The following is a 16441-nucleotide window of genomic DNA, read 5'->3' on the forward strand; positions in this document are numbered from 1 at the left end:
CGCAAGGCCGGGGCAGCCACGATCCGTGGCTGCCCCGGCCCCGTCGCGTCAGCGGCGGTTGAGGCCGCGGTGGACGGCGGTGACCAGCTCACCGTCCTCCGTGTCCCCGTCCAGCGACCAGAACATCGCGCCCGCCAGGCCCTTGTCCCGGATGTACGAGGTCTTGGCGCGCAGCACCTGCGGGTCGTCGTACGTCCACAGCGTGGTCCCGTCGAAGAGCCAGGCATGGCCGTTCCCCGTGTCCCGGTGGACCTTGAACGTGCCGGAGGCGGCCAGCTTCTTGAGGACCTTGTAGTCCTCGTAGCCGTTGGCCCAGGTGGCCGGGGCGGGGCCGGTGGCCGGCTGGCCCAGTCCCTTGCCGCCGCCGGTCACCCCGGTCCAGCCCTGGCCGTACGTCGGCATGCCGACCACGAGCTTGTTCCTGGGAGCCCCGCGCTTCACCCAGTCCCGCACGGTCTGGTCGACGCTGAAGTCGTTCTTCGCGTAGAGCGCCGACTGCTGGGCCGTCTTCTTCTCGCCCGACACGTGGTAGTCGTAGCCCTGAAGGTTGACGAAGTCGAAGTCCTTCATCAGGCGCTTCACATCGAAGCCCGCGTCGATCGCCTTCGGGTTGGCGGGGACGTACGCCGACAGGTCGTAGTGCTGGGGCTTCGGCTTGTGGTGCCCGTGGCCGTGGCCCTTGCCCTGCGCGGACTTCGCCGCAGCCTCGGCCCGGCTCTTGGCGTACGCGTCGAGCTGGAGGCGGAACTCGCGGATCAGGGCGGTGAAGTTCTTCTTGTCCTCCGGGCGGAAGACGGTGCCCTCGTTGGCCGGTGAGCCGGGCCACTCCCAGTCGACGTCGATGCCGTCGAAGACGCCCGCCGCCGCGCCCTGGCCGCCGCGCGCCCCGTCCCGGGGCAGATTGCCCTTGATGTACAGGTCGATGCAGGAGGCCACGAGCGCCTTGCGGGAGGCCGCGGTGCGCACCGCGTCGGAGAAGTGGGTGGACCAGCTCCACCCGCCGAGCGAGATCATGACCTTGAGGCCGGGGTTCTTGGCCTTCAGCTTGCGCAGCTGGTTGAAGTTGCCCGCGAGCGGCTGGGTGTCGGTGTCGGCGACGCCGTCCACCGAGTTCGCCGCGTCGAGAGGGCGGGCGTAGTCCGCCCAGGCGTCGGCCTGGCCGGGGATGTTGCCGGTGAAGCACGTGCCCTCGGCGCTGACGTTGCCGAAGGCGTAGTTGATGTGGGTCAGCTTGGCCGCGGTCCCGCTGGTCTGCAGGTCGTTGACCTGGAAGTCGCGCCCGTAGACGCCCCACTGGGTGAAGTAGCCGATGTTCTTGTACGCGGGGCGGTGGTGGCCCTTGGAGCGGCCGTCGCCGCCCTGGCCGCTGCCGGCAGTCGCCGCGGGGGCCGCGCTCGCCACCAGGGCGAGGGTGACGCCGGCGATGGTCAGTCGGGACAGGTTTCTTCGACGCATGGGGCTCGTTCCTGTGCGTGGTCCGGTACGGGATCCGGTGCGGAAAGAACGTGGAGAGCCGTGCAGGGGTGTGTGGAGCACAGAGGCGTGCGGGGTGTGGGGGCGCTCTGGTCGTGCCGGTCGTGCTGTGCACAGGAAGGTATTGGTCTGGACCAAAAACGGTCAAGGGGTGGGGAGTTGGAGGGCGCCCCGGCGGCCTCGACGGACGGTGTCGGCTGCCGGAATCCGGGGCAGGGAATGTCCGGTAAGCGCCCTGGTGCTCGTGGTCGGTTCATGCGTGGTCCGCCGCAGCATCATCACATTGGGTGAAACTCTGGCCCATGCTTGCGGTGTACAACCCACGGTTGTCAGGCTGTTGCAGACTGTCAACCTGTTGGGAGTGGCCTGTGACTTTCGGTGAGCAGCCCGCCTATCTGCGCGTGGCGAGCGATCTGCGGGAGAAGATCGTCAACGGCGCGCTGCCGCCCCATACCCGCCTGCCGTCGCAGGCCCGCATCCGGGAGGAGTACGGAGTCTCGGACACCGTCGCCCTGGAGGCGCGCAAGGTCCTGATGGCCGAGGGGCTGGTCGAGGGCCGCTCCGGCTCCGGCACGTACGTCCGCGAGCGCCCCGTCCCCCGCATGATCGCCCGCTCCGGGTATCGCCCGGAGAAGGGTGCCAGCCCCTTCCGTCAGGAGCAGACCGCCGACGGGGTGCGCGGGACCTGGGAGTCCCGCAGCGAGCAGGAGGGGGCCAGCGCCGAGGTGGCCGAGCGGCTCGGCATCGAGCCGGGCGACCGGGTCATGCGGACGCACTACGTGTTCCGCGAGTCGGGCGAGCCGATCATGCTCTCCACTTCCTGGGAGCCCCTCGCCGTCACCGGGCGCACGCCGGTGATGCTCCCCGAGGAGGGGCCGCTGGGCGGCTGCGGGGTGGTCGACCGGATGGCGGCGATCGACATCGTCGTGGACAACGTGGCCGAGGAGGTCGGCGCGCGCCCCGGGCTCGCGGAGGAGTTGCTGGCGCTCGGCGGAGTGCCGGGCCATGTGGTCATCGTGATCGGGCGTACCTACTACGCCTCGGGGCGCGCGGTGGAGACGGCTGACGTCGTGGTGCCCGCCGATCGCTACCGGGTCGCTTACCACTTGCCGGTCAGATGAGTTGACGCCCCGTCGGATCCGGCGGTACGTCGGTGAGCAGCGGTGATGAGGCTCCCCAGGGGGCGCATCCAGTGGATGCGCCCCCTTCGTGATGGCCGGATGCGTATCTCTTTGTGTAAAGGCGCCTGCGCTGAGTGAAGGTCAGGCGTACGCTCGGGCATATGCGTACTGCGGTTTCCCGGGGATCCTTAGTGACGTGCACGCCAGTGGAGAGAGGGGCCATATGCGGGGGAGCGACACGATGAGTGACAGCGGTGCCGTGCTCCCGTGGCTGGTGATACGGCAGGACGACGGCGGTAACCGCTACCGCGTCGGCAGATACGCCACGCAGGCCGAGGCGCAGAAGGTCGCCGACGGGCTCGACGACCGCAGGCACCGCCAGGTGTACCGGGTGGAGCGCATGGGCCAGGGCGGCGCCGCCCGGTCCTGAGGTCGAGGGCGGTGGCCCGGTGGCCCCACCCGGCCCTTGAGGCCGCACACGGGCCCCTGGAGCTCCGTACGGCCCCCGATCGGGGCTGGGGCCGCGTCACGACCGAGCCCGGGTGCGCCCGAGTCGCCGGGGCGCTGGGGCGAGCCCTGGGGGAGCCGCGCTCCAGGACCCTGCCGCGCGGGCGGTAGGGTCCCGCTCGTCCGGGGCGCGGTGTTCCGGGCGTGGTGTCCCGTCCGGGTGGTGCCCCGGGCGCGCGGGGCGGGCGAGGGTGGAGTGCGCGGTGATGGGCGGGTGGCGTCGGTGCTGATCGACACGGTGGCGTGGGTGCGGATCGAGGGCGGCAGGATCCTCTGCGCCCGCCCCCGGGGCAAGGACGTCTTCTACATCCCGGGCGGCAAGCGCGAGGGCGCCGAGAGCGACCTGCAGACCCTGCTGCGCGAGATCGAGGAGGAGCTGACGGTCGGCCTGATCCCGGAGACCGTCGTCCACGCCGGTACGTACGAAGCGCACGCCCATGACGGTCCGGGCGCCCCCCTCGTACGGATGAGCTGCTACTACGCCGACTATCGCGGTGTCCTGGCCGCCAGCAGCGAGATCGAGGAGGTGGCGTGGTTCTCCTACGCCGACCGCTCGCTCGTGCCCCCGGTGGACCAACTCCTCTTCGACGACCTCGAAGCCACCGGCGAACTGCGCTGAGCCGCGCGGCCCCGGGCCGGGGCCGGGGCCCTCGTGCGCGGGCACGCCCCCTGCGTCCGTATGCACCAAACAACCCTGCGTGCGGTAGTGACCGATGAATGGTGGGTATGGGCTGTTTAGTCCCCATTTATCCATGGGGTGAGCCCCTGGTCGGCCCTGGGAAGTGATCGGCGTGATCGATACCGAAGGCGACTGCGCCGAGTGGACCTTCCCGGCCGAACCGGGCTCCGTGCGCGGCGCCCGGCACGCCGTCCGCGACGCCCTGGACTGCTGGGGCCTGGACCCGTCCGTCGGCGACACGACCGTTCTGCTGGTCAGCGAGCTGGTCACCAACTCCCTCCAGCACGCCTCCGGGCCCATCGGCGTACGGCTGGAGCGCCTGCGTCCGAAGGCGGAGAGCAACGGGTCCGGTGATCTGACCGGAGACTTCTCCACGGACCTCCGGCTCGCCGGCCGCCCGGCGACCGCCCCCGGGCTGCTCGTGGAAGTCTCCGATCCGCTTCCGGATCCACCCACCGAACGCAGCGCGGGCCCCGACGACGAGGGCGGCCGGGGACTGCAGCTCGTGGCCTGTTCCGCACGCCGCTGGGGGACTCGTCGCGGAAAAAGCGGCAAGACGGTGTGGTTCGAGCTGGCTCTGCCTGGTTAGGAGTGGGGAGGGACGCACAGCGATCACCAGAGGTCGGGCAGAACCTGGCTGAAAGGGACTGAGACCGTGCTGTGATCGTGAACGCCGTGTCGGTCGGGGCCGTAGTGCTGAATACTGCGGGCAGGACCGGTCCGGTGTGTGAGCTGGAGGGGACGGTCGCGTGAGCGAAATACCTGGGACAACGGGCGACGTCGTGTGGCAGAGCAGTCCGCCCGGCTCGATCTACGACTACATCAGGGTCGCCTCCTTCTCGATCGGGCCGGACGGTCTGATCGAGCAGTGGAGCCGCCGGGCCGCCGGCCTCTTCGGCATGGCCGCGGACGAGGCGATCGGGCGTGATCCGGTCGAGGCCTTCATGCCCGTCGAGCTGCGCTCGGACGGCCACCGGCGGGTCGGCGAGATCCTGGACGGCAAGGAGTGGACCGGCCTCGTCCCGTTCCGGACGCCGGGCGAGGGCGGGGCGCACGGGCTCGCCGAGGTCTATGTGATGCCCAGTGAGACGGCCCGGGGCGAGCGGGCCGCGCTCTGTATCGTCGTGGACGTCCGCGCGTTGCGCAGGATCGAGACCGACCTCGCCGCTTCGCAGGCCATATTCGGCCAATCTCCCTTCGGCTTCGTGCTGTTCGGTACGGACTTCACCGTCGTCCGGGCCAACCAGCGCTTCGCGACCGTCTTCGGCGGCGCGGCCGACGACCACCGGGGCCGTACGGTCGAGGACTACCTCCCCGCCCCCGAGGCCGAACGGCTGGGGGCCACGCTGAAACGCGTCCTGGAGACCGGAGAGTCCGTCACCGACCTCCAGCTGGTCGGCCCCACCCCCGGCGGCACCGGCCGCCGCCACTGGTCCATGAACCTCTACCGGGTGCACAGCGGCGCCGGCCGCCCCGTCGGGGTCGCGGGGCTCGCCACCGATGTCACCCGACGCCACATCGCCGCCCGCGAGGCCGCCAGCGCCCGCCGCAACCTCGCCCTGCTCAACGAGGCCAGCGCCCGCATCGGCAACTCCCTCGACCTGGAGACCACCGCCCGCGAACTGCTCGACGTGGCCGTCCCCGGCTTCTGCGACCTGGCCGCCGTCGACCTCTACCAGGGTCTGCTCACCGGCGAGGAGGCCGCTCCCGGCTCCTGGGCGCCCCCGCACCGCGAGTCCGGCGGCGGCTCGGCCGAGCTGCGCCGGGTCGCCCACGCCAGCGCCGTCGCCGACGCGCTGCCCACCGCGGTGGCGGGCAGCGCCGTCCCGGGCCCCGACGACCTGCCGCCCGCGCTCGGCTCCGTCCACCGCTTCCCGTTCGGCTCGCCCTGCGCGGTGGCCCTGCGCTCGGGCCGCGTGGAGGACGTCCCCGGCGACGACATGGGGTTCGTGCAGTCCACGCTCGCCGTCCCGATGGTCGCCCACGACACCGTCGTCGGCCTCGTCCAGTTCTCCCGGACGAAGGGGAGCGAGCCGTTCGGGGAGCGGGACCGGGCGCTCGCCACCGAGCTGGCCGCCCGCGCCGCCGTCTGCATCGACAACGCCCGCCTCTACCGCCGCGAGCACGAACGCGCCCTGATCCTCCAGCGCAGCCTGCTGCCCCCCGGCGACCCCGAGGCCGCCGGGCTCGACATCGCCTGCCGCTACCTTCCCGGCAACGCGGCCACCGAGGTCGGCGGCGACTGGTTCGACGTCATCGAACTGCCCGGCCACCGCACCGCCCTGGTCGTCGGGGACGTCATGGGCCGGGGGCTGCGGGCCGCCGTCGCCATGGGCGAACTCCGCACCGCCGTCCGCACGCTGGCCCTGCTCGACCTGGAACCCGCCGAAGTGCTCTCCGCCCTGGACGAGGTCGCGCGCGGCCTCGGCTCCCCGGGCGGCGGCGAGCGCAGCGAGGGGCTCGGCGGCAGCGGCGGCGCCCAGTGGCCCTCCCGTGCCGCGCAGCGCTCCCGCGAGGCGGACCTCTCCGAGGTGTATCTGGCGACCTGTGTGTACGCGGTCTACGACCCGGTCACCCGGCGCTGCACGTTCGCCAACGCCGGGCACATGCCTCCGGCCGTGGTCGAGCCCGGCAAGCCCGCCCGGCTCATCGACGTACCGCCCGGGATGCCGCTGGGCGTGGGCGGCGAGCCGTTCGAGGAGGTGGAGGTGGAGCTGGCCGAGAACGCCCTGCTCACCCTCTACACCGACGGGCTCGTGGAATCCCGTGACCAGCCGCTCGACGAGGGCCTGGACGCCCTGCGCACCGTGCTGACGGGGCCCCAGATGCCCCTGGAGGACGCCTGCGACTTCGTCCTCTCCACGCTCGACACCCGCCACGGCGAGGACGACATCGCGCTGCTGATGGCCCGGATCCAGGGCCTGCCTGAGGAGGCGGTGGGGGACTGGCGGCTGCCGCGCGAACCCCGCTCGGTGGGGCGCGCCCGCGAGCTGACCCGCTCCCAGCTCACGACCTGGGACCTGGACGACCTGGTCGACACCACGGAACTGCTCGTCAGCGAGCTGGTCACCAACGCCCTGCGGTACGGCGAGGGCGAGATCCGGCTCCGGCTGCTGCGCGACCGCACCCTGGTCTGCGAGGTGTGGGACGCCGGACTCGTCCAGCCGCGCCGCCGTCGGGCCCGTGACACCGACGAGGGCGGGCGCGGGCTCCAGCTGGTCGGCCTGCTCAGTGCCGCCTGGGGCGCGCGCCGGACCCCGCGCGGCAAGACCGTCTGGTTCGAACTGGCCCTGCCGGACGGGGAACCGGCCGCGGAGCTGTCGGTGGAGCAGCTGCTGAGCATGTACTGAACCGGCAGGCCCGTCACGTGGAACCCGCCTTCCGGCCGGCCGCCGACGCCTTGGCGCCCCACTCGGCCGCCGCCTCCACGTCCTCCTGGTGGTCCCGCTCCGTCAGCCGGAGGCTGCCGACCCCGGGGGCCGCCTCCATCCGCTCGCGGCGGGGGTGGTGCGGGTCGTGGAGCGCCGCCTGCGCCGGGCGTACGCGAACACGGCGAGCGCCCCCGCTCCCGCGACGACCACCACCGGCATGATGAAGTCGCCCGTGCCGGAGGGGCCGGAGGCCCCGGAGCCGGGGTCGGCGGGGCCGGGGCTGATGGCGGGGGCGGTCACCGGTTGCCCGGCCAGCACGGAGACGTACCCGTCCGCCGCCCCGATCGCGGCCCCCGCCCAGTCGTGTTTGCGCAGGGCGGGCTCGATGGCGGTGGACGCCACCTCGCGCAACTGCTCGTCGGTGAGCCGGGAGTCGGCGTCCACGGAGTAGGCGTAACTCCGGGCGTGGGTGGCCACGGAGAGCAGCACGTCGTCCTGTCCCAGCCCGTTGCGGTCGGCGGTCTCGTCGCTCCACGCCTGTCCGGGCCGTCCGGAGAAGTCGCGTACGTACACCACGAAGAGCTGGATGCGCCGCTCGGCGTAGAGCCGGTCGAGGGCGTCCTCCACGGCGTCCGCACGGTCGCGGAGCGCGCCGACCCGGTCGGTGATCTGGCCGTCCCGGGACAGCTCCACCGGGTCCTCCGCGCGAGCCTCCACGGCGCCGGGCAGAGCCAGCCAGCACCCGGCGACGAGCGTGGCCAGCAGGCCGGTGAGCAGGGCCCTGCCGGGTCTGGCGCCCTGGATACGGTCCACGAAAGGCGTCACGTTCGTGAGGCTATGTCCGGGTTCCGGTCCTCGCGACCGGAGTTTCGGCCGGCCTCCCGCACGGGTCTGCGCTGTTCGGATGAAAGGGTGCGGCGGCCCGCGCGTCCGGGCTCGGAAGCCCTGGCCTCCCACACGGGATGGGCAAATGTAGAGAAACCGCAACAAGACAGGCCCCACGTGGGTGACCCGGCCGAAGCCTGGAGATGTCACATGACCGGCCTTCAGCTCTCCGTCGTCGTGCCGTGCTTCAACGAGGCCGAGGTGCTCGGTACCTTCCACAGCGCCCTGCTCACCGTCCTCGAAGGGCTCTCCACGCCGTTCGAGATCTGTTATGTGGACGACGGCAGCGGCGACGCCACCCGGGAACTCCTCGCCACCCTCGCCCTGCGCGACCGGCGCGTCCGCTACACCGCCTTCAGCCGCAACTTCGGCAAGGAGGCCGCCATACTCGCCGGTCTGCGCATGTCGCGCGGGGCGGCGGTGGTCATCATGGACGCAGACCTCCAGCACCCGCCCGGGCTGATCCCCCGCATGCTCGAACTCCACCGCCACGGCTACGACCAGGTCATCCCGCGCCGCGACCGGGCGGGCGAGGGCGTGGTGCGCGCCACGCTGAGCCACACGTACTACGCGCTGGTGCGGCGCTGCATGGACGTGGAGCTGATCGACGGCTCGGGCGACTTCCGGCTGCTGTCCCGGCGGGCCGTCGAGAGCGTCCTCTCCCTCCCCGAGAGCAACCGGTTCTCCAAGGGGATCTTCTCCTGGATCGGCTTCGACACGGTCAGCTTCCGCTATCGCAACAGCGAGCGGGTGGCCGGGCGGTCGAAGTGGGGCAGCAGACGGCTGCTGAACTACGGCATCGACGGGCTCCTCTCCTTCAACAACCGCCCCCTCCGCCTCGCCATCTACACCGGCTTCTGGGTCCTCTTCTCGGCCCTGGCGTATGCGCTGTGGACGGTGATCACCGTCGTCCTGCACGGCGCGGACACCCCCGGGTACGCGACCCTCCTCACCGCCGTCGTCGCGCTGAGCGGCATCCAACTGGTCACCCTCGGCGTCATCGGGGAGTACGTGGGCCGGATCTACCACGAGGCGAAGCACCGCCCGCCGTACGTCGTGCGGGAGACCGACGCGACCTGCCGGACCCCGCGGGAGCGCCGGCTGCCGACCGGGACGCTGGTCATCGGGGAGCCGGACGGTTCCGCGGACCCGTCCGCGGCTCCGGAGCCGTCCTCCACCCGGTCCCGTACCGCCCGCCAGTTCGGCAGCTTCGTCCTCATCGGCTGTGTGAACACCGCCGCCTACCTGGGCGTCTACGCCTCGCTGAACCGGTGGATCCCCTACCTCGTGGCCCATGTCCTCGGCTACGCGGTCGGCGTCGTCTGCTCGTTCCTCCTCAACTCCCACGTCACCTGCCGGACGAAGCCCACCTGGCGTGCGTTCGTCCGCTATCCCCTCTCCAGCCTGGTCAATCTGGTGGCGTCCGGAGCACTGCTCTACGGCGCGGTCAGTGTTCTCGGGATGGACAAGAACCTCGCCGCGCTGGCGGCCGGGGTCATCGTCACGCCGGTCTCGTTCCTGCTGGCACGGTGGGCGATCATGTCCGGCCGCCGGACCCGGACCACCGGCCCGGCCGAGGTGTCCGTACCGGAGAGGGCACAGCGGCCGCGGTCGCTGCCGACCCACCCGGCGGACCACCGGCCCGGCGCGGACCGCCCGGCTCCGGACCGTCCGATGGCCGACCGGACGCTCACACCGAGGACCGGGGAGAAGAGTTGAGCGGGAACACCCCGAGGACGACGCCCCCGGCGAACGCACACCCCGGCCGGGCCCGGGAGCCGGATCCGGAAGCGGCCCGAGCCCGGGGAGGAGGCCCCGGCCCCCGGACCGCGCTCTGGGTCACCGCCCTCGCTCTCCCGCCCCTCGTCCTGCTCGCCGCCGCGTCCTGGTCGGGACGGTGGGTGCGGCCCAGCGCCGACGACTGGTGCTTCCTGCCCGCCGTACGCGACGACGGGATCACCGGCCTGGTCGGCAGGTTCTACTTCGACGACAACGGGCGGGTCGCCAACGCGCTGCTGGTCGGCACCTACGCGAAGTTCCAGGTCGCCGGACACCAGTGGTTCCCGGCAGTGAGCGCGGTCCTCATCCTCGCCGTCCTCTGGGCGGTGGCCGTCGTGGCGCTGCGCCGGGGCGGGGTCCGCGTCCCGCGCGGGCTGCCGCTGCTGCTGGCCGCGATGGTGGCCGCGCTCTTCCTTCTCGTCACGCCGAACACGTACAAGACGTTCTACTGGCCCGCCGCCTCGGTCTCCCACACCCTGCCCCCGGTCCTGGCCTGCGCCGCGCTGGTCCCGCTGCTGCTCGCCCGCACCCGCCGCGGGCGGGGGTTCGCCCTCGGTGCCGCGCTGCTCGCCGGCGCCTTCGTCGCCACGCTCTCCGAGGAGACGGCGATCGTGGTGGTGATGGTGCTGCTGGCCGTGCTGTTCCTGAGCGGGCGGCTCGCCCCCGCCCCGGTACGGGGGTTCGTCCGACTGTGGTGCGCGACGGGCATCGCCGGGACGGCCGCGGGCGCCCTCGTCCTCATCACCTCCCCCGGCTCGATCCACCGCCGCGAACGGTTCGGCGCCCAGACCACCTCCCTCCTCGCCCCCGACTCCCTCGCCGCCTCGCTGCGCGCCTTCGCGGAGATCACCGTCACGGTCGTCACGACGGGGCAGTACGCGGGCGCGGTCGCGGTCGGTGTGCTCCTCGGCCTGCTCGCCACCCGCCGGGACGGCCGCCCCCTCCGCCCGTCGCCCCACTGGCCGCTGCTCGCCTGGACCGGCCTGCTCACGCTGCTCGTCTCCGGCTATCTCTGCACGGTGATCGCGTACCCGGTCTTCCGGGACCGCGTGAGCGACCCCAGCGCCAACCGCCTCTGGAACGACTACCTCCTGCTGTACGTGATCCTCCTCGTCGCGGCCGGGACACTGCTGGGCCTGGCGGTACGGCAGTACGTACGGCGTACGGCCCCGGTGAAGGCCGGGTGCGCCGTGCTCTGCGTGCTGGTCTGCTTCGGCCCGGCGGTCTCGCTGCTCGACCTGGACACCACCATGCGGGCCCGGGCGGAGAGGTGGGACGCGCAGGACCGGCGGCTGCGGGCGGGGGCGGCGGACGGCGAGCGCGTGCTGCCGTACGAACGGCTCGTGATCAGCAGCATGCTGGAGCCGTTCAGCCGGGGCGGTGCCGCCTACTGGCCGGGCGGCTGCGTGGCGGACTACTACGGCCTGGAACGCGTCACGGACGCGACGCGCACGCCTGCGAACGGGAGGTGAGCCGGGCGGGGAGTGCGGCCGGGGCCCCTGCCGACCGGATCTCCCGGGGCGCGTGGGGGAACCGCCGCCAGGCCGCGGTGACCAGCCACCTCTTGGGTCGAAGCGGACCCGGGCCCCTCCGGTGCGAGCGCCCGCCCGCCGACATCCTCGGCCGGGCGGCGGAGCCGTCCCTCGGGCCGGCCCCGGGGCGGACTCGGGGTAGGTGCGACCGGAGAGGTACGCGGGTCCGCCTCAGAGTCTGACGTTTCCCGGTCATACGCGCACGAAGATGGAGGGAAGGAAACGGAAGGGACAAGAAGACTTCCGGACCATGACAGGCAGAGAGCAGGAGACGACATGCGTGGCGTTCTGGTGGGCGTGGTGGGCACCGTGGTGGTGCTCGGGGTGGCGGGTGCGGTGGCCGTACCGCAGGCCAAGGAGTGGTACGAGGGCCGCCATGAGCAGACCTCCTCGTACGCCACCGGCAAGGCCGCGAAGGCCGAGCGCCCCTCCGTCCCCCGCTGGCTCCCGGACGACGCCGCGTCCGTCGAGTACGCCATGCGCACGACCGGCGGCGAGCGCATCCTCAAGGCCACGCTGAGCGGCGACGGCCTCCCCGCCTCCTGTACGCCGCTGGACGCCGGGGCGAAGAAGGCGCCGGCCCCCGAGATCAGCGCCTCCTGGTTCCCCTCCGGCGCGGCGAGCGGTGCGCGGGGCCGCTGTGGCTCCTACTACGTGTCGCTGGAGGACCACACGCTGTACGCCTGGCAGACGAACGAGGACTGGGTGGAGGAGAACCGCAGGTCGGCGCAGTAACGTTCCCGCCACGCCGCGCCCCGAACCGCTTGCGCGTCCCCCCACCTCCCTCCCGGCCCGACGCATCCGAGGTCACCAGTGATCGCCTTCGTACCGACAGCAGTCTTCCTCCTCTGGTTCTGCTGGGGCGTGCGGCAGGACCGCCGCCAGTTCCGCAACGCGGTGCTGCTCGGGCTGACCGTGCTGAGCCTGTCGTTCGCGCTGCTGACACAGGTGGACCGGCTGCCGGGAAACCTGGCCGTCCCGGTGTACACGCTGGTCTTCCTCGTCCCCGCGCTGGCGGTAGTGGTCCTCGGCGGCTTCCTGGTGGGCAACGGACTGACGATGCTCCGCAAGGAGGGCCGCAGCCCGGCCAACCTGCTGTCGGGCCTGGCGGGCCTGGCCATCTTCGCCGTCCTGGCACTGGTGGCCAGCGCCGACTACGTGGGCAGCTCGTACGCGTACCAGTCCTTCATCCTGGCCGTCGTGCTCGTCACCGGCTACGTGGCCTTCCTCTTCCTCTGCTTCCTCGCCTACGCCTTCCTGTACGGCCGCATCCGGGTGCGCGGGGACGTGGACTTCGTGGTCGTCCTGGGCTCCGGCCTGATCGGCGGGGAGCGGGTGCCTCCGCTGCTCGCATCGCGGCTGCGGGCCGGACTCCGCATCCAGAGGCAGCAGGCGGCGCGGGGCGCGGACGCCCCCGTGCTGCTGGTCTCCGGCGGACAGGGCCCGGACGAGAAGCTGCCGGAGGCGGAGGCCATGGGGCGCTGGCTGGTGGCGGAGGGCGCCGACCCGGCGCTCGTACGGGAGGAGTCGCGGTCCCGTACGACCACCGAGAACCTGCGCTTCAGCCGACGGCTGATGGAGGGGACCGACGCGGGCTACGTCTGCGTCGTGGTGACCAACAACTTCCACGCCTTCCGCGCCGCGATGACGGCCCGCCGGGAGGGCGTGCGCGGCCAGGTGATCGGCTCCCCGACCGCCGCGTACTTCTGGCCGAGCGCCACCATCCGGGAGTTCGTCGCCGTCTTCTGGGAGAACCGGGTCGTCAACGCCGTCCTGTGCACGCTGCTCGTGGCGCTGGCGGTGGTCGTGGGGATGCGGTGGTAGGCCCCTGCCCGCCCCGCCGACCGGTGCGCGTCACCGCCTGGGCTGAGCCTTGCTGCCCGGCCCGTACGCCCTCGAAGACGTGCGGGCTCCCACCGGCCGACCGGCCGGGGAGAGCCCGCACGTGTGGGGGTGCCGAGGAACAGGCGTCAGATGCCGCAGCTCGGGGCCGACCAGAAACGGCCGCTGCCGCCGGCGACGTGGGTGTGGTCGTTGTGGCCCGGGTAGCCGGGGCCGAGGATCTCGGTGAAGCCGTGGTTGCGTGCGGCCTTCGCGAGTGCGCAGAAGCCCTGGGACCCGGCGCCGAGGTCGGCCGCGTGCCCGTACATGTGGCGGCTGTTGGAGGCACCGCCGACGGCGCTGTTGCAGGAGACGCTGCGGAAGCCGCCGTTGACGACGACGGGGCGGTCACCCAGGGCGTGGCGCATGGCCTGGAGCTTCCACATGGTCACCAGGGCGTTGGCGCGCGCGGTGGCGGCGCTGACCTTGCCGCCGGACCAGTCGGAGTTGCAGCGGTTCAGTTCGGCGTACGTGAAGTTGACCGGGGTGCAGTCGCTGCTCTGCAACTGGTAGATCTTGTTGAACGTCTGCGTCCCGGCGATGCCGTCCGCCGCCAGCCCGTACGCGGCCTGGAAGCGCGCCACGGCCGCCTTCGTGGCCGGACCGAAGGATCCGTCGATGGCGAGCTGGTTCCCGGTGCCGGGGTAGCCCGAGACCCGGATCTGGAGCTGGCGCACGGCCTCTCCGCTGGAGCCCTCGCGGAGCGTGCCGCTCCAGGTGTAGCAGGCGGCGGACGTGCCGAAGTCACCGGAGGCGGAGGCCTTCACGGCGGGGGCGGTGACCGCGTCCTGGGAGGCGGGGGCGGCGGAGGCGGAGGTGCCGCCGAGGGCGAGCACCGCGCCCGCGAAGGTCGCGAGCAGGAATCCGATGGAGCGTGAGCGCATGGGACAGCACCTCTTCGTCGTCGAGCGGGGCGGCCGGTGAGCGTTCGCTGAGCGGTTCCGAGCCTGTGGCGCGAGCGCGAGGGCGTCAAGGCCATGACAACTAGCTGCAAGCCGATCGGTGGTCGATGCGGCAATTGGGTGCGGTTGCGCGCGCGGAGCGCTGTCCGGAAGCTGCCACAGGCCGGGCGTTCGGTGTCGGGAACGCCGTTCTCGTCACGGGTCGGCACGCGCGACCCGGGCCCCCGGCAGGGCTGCCGGGGGCCGGGGGCGGGTGGGTCAGGGGCGGTGCCGCAGCTGCCGCAGCGCCGCCGTACCGGCGTACCGGGCGCTGTCTCCCAACTGCTCCTCGATGCGCATCAGCTGGTTGTACTTGGCGGTACGGTCCGAGCGGGAGAGCGACCCGGTCTTGATCTGGCCGCATCCCGTGGCCACCGCCAGATCCGCGATGGTCGTGTCCTCCGTCTCGCCGGACCTGTGGGACATGACGACGGTGTACCCGGCGTGGTGGGCGGTGTCGACGGTGGCCAGGGCCTCGGTCAGCGTGCCGATCTGATTGACCTTCACCAGAACGGAGTTGGCGACACCGGCCGCGATCCCCTCGCGCAGGACGGCCGCGTCGGTGCAGAACACGTCGTCCCCGGTGAGCTGGCAGCGCGCGCCGACCCGAGCGGTCAGCTCCCGCCACCCGGCCCGGTCGTCCTCGGCCATCGGGTCCTCGATCGAGACGACGGGGTAGGAGTCGATCAACTTGACCAGGTAGTCGACCTGTTCGGCGGGGGTGCGCCGGACGCCCTCCCCGGTGTAGTCGTAGACGCCGTCGCGGAAGAACTCCGACGACGCCGGGTCCATGACCAGCCCGATGTCGGTTCCCGGCCGGTACCCCGCGCGCTCGACGGCGGCGACGACGAAGTCCAGGGCTTCCTCGGCGGTGCGCAGCGAGGGCGCGAAGCCGCCCTCGTCGCCGACGCCCGTGGAGTGCCCGGCGGCGAGGAGGTCCCGGCGCAGGGTGTGGAAGACCTCGGAACCCATCCGTACGGCCTCGGCGAAGGTGGGCGCGCCGATGGGAGCGATCATGAACTCCTGGAAGTCCAGCGGGTTGTCGGCGTGGGCGCCGCCGTTGACGATGTTCATCATCGGCACGGGCAGCAGTCGGGCACCCGAGCCGCCGACGTACCGGAAGAGCGGCAGGCGGTGAGCGGCGGCCGCGGCCTTCGCGGCGGCCAGCGAGACCCCGAGGACGGCGTTCGCGCCGAGCCTGGACTTGGTGGGCGTGCCGTCCGCGGCGACGAGGGCGGCGTCGAGCCCGGCCTGGTCCTCGGCCTCGCGGCCGATGGCGGTGGCGGCCAGCTCCGTGTTGACGTGGTGCACCGCCCGGTCGACGCCCTTGCCGTGCCAGCGGCCCGGGTCGCCGTCGCGGAGTTCGACGGCCTCGCGGGCCCCGGTGGAGGCGCCGGAGGGGACGGCGGCCCGCCCGATGGACCCGTCCACCAGTTCCACGTCCACTTCGACGGTGGGGTTGCCCCTGCTGTCGAGGATGTGGCGGCCGGTGACGGAGGTGATGGCGGTCATGGGGGTGAGTCCTTCCCGTTGGCGCACGCGTGTGCCGTGGCACACATGCCGGGGCCCGGCTGCGGCGACGGTGGCGCTGGTCCCGGCGGAAAGAACTCTACAGCAATGCTGCGCAGCTGAGCTGAACAGTTGAACTGTTCACTTCTTCCCTCCTGGCTACGCTGCGTTAATATTCGGTATGCCTCTTCCGGAGTCCGCCGCCGTCGCCGCCGAACTGCGTGCCGCGACGGGAAAGCTCACGCGCCGCGTGAAGCGTGAGGACCAGATGCCGGTCGGCCAGGTGGCCGTCCTCGGTGCGCTGGACCGCAGTGGTGCGATGACGACCAGTGAACTGGCGGCCGACCAGCGGGTCCGCCCGCAGTCCATGGCCCGGTCCGTCGGCCTGCTGATGGACCAGGGCCTGATCACCCGCCGCGCCCACCCGACCGACGGCCGCAAGAGCCTGGTCGAGCTTTCGGCCGCGGGCCGGGAGCTGCTGGAGGAGGAGCGGGGGCGCAGGACGGACTGGCTCGCCCACGCGATCGAGTCGGAACTGGCGCCCGACGAGAGGGAGTTGCTGGCACGGGCGATCGGCCTGGTGGAGCGGCTCGCGGCACACTGATCCGGCCCCGGCCTGGTGGTGCGCCCCGAGGAGTCGTTCGCGGGCAGCGGTCGTGCGCATCGCTCTCGGGGCGGCCGTCACCGCCGGCCCTACGCGGCGGAGGAGGCTGGACGCCCGGGCCGGCCCGTGGTCGTGTCCGTTGCCACGGGCGGAGCGGAC

Annotated in this window: 13 protein-coding genes and 1 pseudogene; 10 read left to right on the forward strand and 4 right to left on the reverse strand. The window is 72.4% G+C overall.

Features of this window, described 5'->3' with window-relative positions:
- Positions 1-48: 48 nt before the first annotated feature.
- A complete protein-coding gene (locus AC0682_RS14740) occupies positions 49-1455 on the reverse strand; it encodes a glycoside hydrolase family 18 protein (RefSeq protein WP_478533138.1) in 1407 nt (468 codons plus the stop codon).
- Between the two features lie 386 nt (positions 1456-1841).
- Between AC0682_RS14740 and AC0682_RS14745 the strand changes: the two genes are divergently transcribed.
- From AC0682_RS14745 to AC0682_RS14765, 5 genes are all read left to right on the forward strand, one after another.
- Entirely contained in the window at positions 1842-2594 is a 753-nt protein-coding gene (locus tag AC0682_RS14745; RefSeq protein ID WP_478533139.1) for a GntR family transcriptional regulator, read from the forward strand.
- 223 nt (positions 2595-2817) lie between these two features.
- Entirely contained in the window at positions 2818-3024 is a 207-nt protein-coding gene (locus AC0682_RS14750) for an SPOR domain-containing protein (protein WP_478533210.1), read from the forward strand.
- Positions 3025-3315: 291 nt separating this feature from the next.
- Complete coding sequence (locus AC0682_RS14755) at positions 3316-3720, forward strand: NUDIX hydrolase (RefSeq protein ID WP_478533212.1); 405 nt, start codon at positions 3316-3318, stop codon at positions 3718-3720.
- A 163-nt stretch (positions 3721-3883) separates the two neighbouring features.
- Positions 3884-4369: an ATP-binding protein gene (locus AC0682_RS14760; protein WP_254811772.1), complete on the forward strand. Its 486-nt coding sequence runs from the start codon at positions 3884-3886 to the stop codon at positions 4367-4369.
- A gap of 193 nt (positions 4370-4562) precedes the next feature.
- On the forward strand, positions 4563-7130 hold the full coding sequence (locus AC0682_RS14765; protein WP_478533213.1) for a SpoIIE family protein phosphatase: 2568 nt from the start codon (positions 4563-4565) through the stop codon (positions 7128-7130).
- Positions 7131-7244: 114 nt separating this feature from the next.
- Here the strand turns inward: AC0682_RS14765 and AC0682_RS14770 are convergent.
- A pseudogene (locus AC0682_RS14770) lies at positions 7245-7964 on the reverse strand (TPM domain-containing protein); the annotation flags it as partial.
- Between the two features lie 222 nt (positions 7965-8186).
- Here AC0682_RS14770 and AC0682_RS14775 point away from each other — a divergent pair.
- From AC0682_RS14775 to AC0682_RS14790, 4 genes are all read left to right on the forward strand, one after another.
- Positions 8187-9755, forward strand: a complete 1569-nt coding sequence (locus tag AC0682_RS14775; RefSeq protein ID WP_478533141.1) for a glycosyltransferase — start codon at positions 8187-8189, stop codon at positions 9753-9755.
- Positions 9752-11287, forward strand: a complete 1536-nt coding sequence (locus AC0682_RS14780; RefSeq protein WP_478533142.1) for a DUF6056 family protein — start codon at positions 9752-9754, stop codon at positions 11285-11287. Before AC0682_RS14775 ends, AC0682_RS14780 begins: the two co-directional genes overlap by 4 nt.
- Before the next feature lie 336 nt (positions 11288-11623).
- A complete protein-coding gene (locus AC0682_RS14785) occupies positions 11624-12082 on the forward strand; it encodes a hypothetical protein (RefSeq protein WP_478533143.1) in 459 nt (152 codons plus the stop codon).
- Between the two features lie 78 nt (positions 12083-12160).
- On the forward strand, positions 12161-13171 hold the full coding sequence (locus AC0682_RS14790) for a YdcF family protein (RefSeq protein WP_478533145.1): 1011 nt from the start codon (positions 12161-12163) through the stop codon (positions 13169-13171).
- A gap of 146 nt (positions 13172-13317) precedes the next feature.
- Here AC0682_RS14790 and AC0682_RS14795 read toward each other — a convergent pair whose 3' ends face one another.
- Together AC0682_RS14795 and eno are read right to left on the reverse strand one after the other, a co-directional pair.
- Complete coding sequence (locus AC0682_RS14795) at positions 13318-14112, reverse strand: D-Ala-D-Ala carboxypeptidase family metallohydrolase (protein WP_478533146.1); 795 nt, start codon at positions 14110-14112, stop codon at positions 13318-13320.
- Between the two features lie 276 nt (positions 14113-14388).
- Positions 14389-15681: a phosphopyruvate hydratase gene (gene eno / locus AC0682_RS14800; RefSeq protein ID WP_478533148.1), complete on the reverse strand. Its 1293-nt coding sequence runs from the start codon at positions 15679-15681 to the stop codon at positions 14389-14391.
- A 178-nt stretch (positions 15682-15859) separates the two neighbouring features.
- On the opposite strand from eno, the gene AC0682_RS14805 reads away from it, so the two are divergent.
- Positions 15860-16282, forward strand: coding sequence for a MarR family winged helix-turn-helix transcriptional regulator (locus tag AC0682_RS14805; RefSeq protein WP_478533150.1), 423 nt, complete (start codon positions 15860-15862; stop codon positions 16280-16282).
- The last annotated feature ends 159 nt before the right edge of the window (positions 16283-16441 follow it).

This window comes from Streptomyces sp. NPDC043746 (assembly GCF_056436485.1).